Source organism: uncultured Adlercreutzia sp. (assembly GCA_910585575.1).
In the GTDB taxonomy this organism is placed as follows: domain Bacteria; phylum Actinomycetota; class Coriobacteriia; order Coriobacteriales; family Eggerthellaceae; genus Adlercreutzia.
Map to the genome: position 1 here is coordinate 1 of CAJUFS010000035.1, position 2,164 is coordinate 2,164.

A 2,164-nucleotide genomic window follows, 5' to 3' on the forward strand; every position below is an offset into this window, starting at 1 on the left:
CATCAACACGACGCTCACCTCGTTCATCCCCGTCTTCGCCATGCTGCTGTTCGGCGGCGAGACCCTGAAGGACTTCGCCTTCGCCATGGCCATCGGCCTGATCGCCGGCTCCTATTCGTCCATCGCCATCGCCTGCCCGCTCTACTGCCTGTGGAAGACCCGCGAGCCGAAATTCGCGAAGCTGCAGAAGAAGTACGGCACGGAGATCGGCCTCTTCGAGTTCGACCACTCCGCCTCCACGGGTATCGCCCAGATTCCGCTGGCCCGTCTTGAGGCCATGAAGCCGGCTACCACGGTGGAGGCCGCGGCGGCCGCTTCGGAAAAACCCACGGGTAGCAATCCCGGCGGCGCCGTGGCCGTAGGCTATGCCGAGGCCGGCGCGCAGTCGCGCAAGAAGACGAACAACAAAAAGAAGAAGCACAAGCACGGAAGGGCGCAGTAGCGGCTCTTCCAAGGTCGGACCTCCGGGTAATGCTCAGTCGCTCAGACAGTCCTCGCTCGGCGGAAGTGTCCACTGGACACTTCCGTTCGCTGCGGAACTCGCTTGGTGAGCACCACCCGGAGGTCCTCTAGGCTCTACCACTGTTGAACTAGCGAAAGGCGAATCCATGGTACGTGAAGGTTCGGCTCCTAATTTCTGCCCGCCCACGGAAGAGGGCATCACCCTGACCTTCTCTGACGAAAAGGGCGACACCGTCGACCTGGAGTTCCTGGGGCTCATTCTGAAGGACGACCGCTCCTACGGGTTCTTCTTCCCGGTGGACGAGGACAACCCCGCCTGCTCTTCCGGCGAAGTGGTGCTGCTCGAGGTTACCGAGCTTGACGACGATGGTCAGCCCGAGGCCTTCGAGCTGGTCACCGACGAGGCTATCGCTGCCGAGGTGTACGCCGACTTCCAGGAGGCCACCCGCGACCTCTACGACTTCGCCTAGGGTGTCTCGCCGGCTTCGCCATGATCTTCGTCGCCGATCCCGACTGCGTGCTCACCGTTCGTGAGCAGCAGATTCTCTATCACATTGCCCAGGGGCTCTCGAACCGCGAGATTGCCGAGCGCCTGTCGCTGTCCGAGCAGACGGTGAAGTCCCACTTGGCCCACATGATCACGAAATCCGGCCGCGCCAATCGCGCGGCCCTGGTGGCTTACGGTTTCGAGCAGGGCATCCTCTGCCGCCGCTAGCGGTTTAGCCCGAATAGGGGATGGTGGGGCGCGCGGCTTCCGCTATGCTGGGGTTATCGTTGGGGAAGGAGTCGCGTCGCCCGTGATTTTGTTCGTCTGTTCCTTGTTGGGAATCTTGCTGTACGGTGCCGCCGGGGCTGTGGGCCTTTACGGCGTGGTGCGTGACCGCGCCCGGGCCGTGCGTGCCGGGAAGGTGCTGTTCTTCGTGGCGGTGCTGGCCCATACGGCGCTGATCGGCTGCGAATCGATGCGCACGTCAGGAACGTTGCTTTCGGGTCCCAATATCGTGATGCTAGCCTCGTGGGTGCTGGCTGTGGTCACGGCCATCGGCGTTGCTGTTACGCGTCGCGGCATGAGCATTGCGGCGGTGGCCTGCTTGGTTATTGCCGTGCTCATCGCCGTGGCGGTATGGATGCGCATCCTGGACCCCCTGGACGCCGACAACATGGCGTTCTACCAGTGGCCTCTGCTGCTGCCCCATATCGTGCTCGTGTTTTTGGCTTGCGCCTTCTTTGCCACCAGCGCGGTGGCCTCGGGTGTCCAGTTGTACCAGCAGCACCTTGTTCGTCAGCGCAGCGCCAAGGTGCTCTCGCTGGATGCGCCCTCTCTGGACACGCTGGGAAAGATTGCGCGTCTGACGGCTCTGGCGGGCCTGGTGGTATTCACGGCGGCCATTCTCATTGGCATTACCCATCTGGTGGCCATCTATGCGGCCATGGTCAATGCGGGCTGTGCGGGAAACCTGTCTTATCTGATACCGCGCATGGTGCTATCAGGGGCAGTGTGGTTGGTGTGGGCGGCCTATGCTATCTTCGCGTTTCTGGTTCCCTATGTGGTGGGCTCGCGGGCACGTGCGTGGCTCGCCATTGCTGGTTGCGCGCTGGCGCTGGCGCTCATAGCCGTCTCGGCGGGGTAGGGCCATGGCGTTTGTGCTGGTAGGCATCAATCCGCGGCGCCCCCTAGATCGGAAGAGCGTCGTGTAGGGAA

General features: G+C 62.8%; 3 protein-coding genes and 1 pseudogene. All 4 read left to right on the forward strand.

What is annotated here, in order from left to right; genetic code table 11:
* Positions 1-442 (forward strand): annotated as a pseudogene (locus QZ307_RS06190) (protein translocase subunit SecDF); the annotation flags it as partial.
* Positions 443-608: 166 nt separating this feature from the next.
* Positions 609-932, forward strand: a complete 324-nt coding sequence (locus QZ307_RS06195) for a DUF1292 domain-containing protein (RefSeq protein ID WP_275207365.1) — start codon at positions 609-611, stop codon at positions 930-932.
* Between the two features lie 20 nt (positions 933-952).
* Positions 953-1,177, forward strand: coding sequence for a LuxR C-terminal-related transcriptional regulator (locus QZ307_RS06200; RefSeq protein WP_275207366.1), 225 nt, complete (start codon positions 953-955; stop codon positions 1,175-1,177).
* A gap of 82 nt (positions 1,178-1,259) precedes the next feature.
* On the forward strand, positions 1,260-2,093 hold the full coding sequence (locus tag QZ307_RS06205) for a hypothetical protein (RefSeq protein ID WP_295997348.1): 834 nt from the start codon (positions 1,260-1,262) through the stop codon (positions 2,091-2,093).
* Positions 2,094-2,164 lie beyond the last annotated feature (71 nt).

Excerpts from the sequence above, each read along its gene's own strand:
- QZ307_RS06195 (WP_275207365.1), top strand. The coding sequence starts at position 609 with ATGGTACGTGAAGGTTCGGCTCCTAATTTCTGCCCGCCCACGGAAGAG.
- QZ307_RS06200 (WP_275207366.1), top strand. The coding sequence starts at position 953 with ATGATCTTCGTCGCCGATCCCGACTGCGTGCTCACCGTTCGTGAGCAG.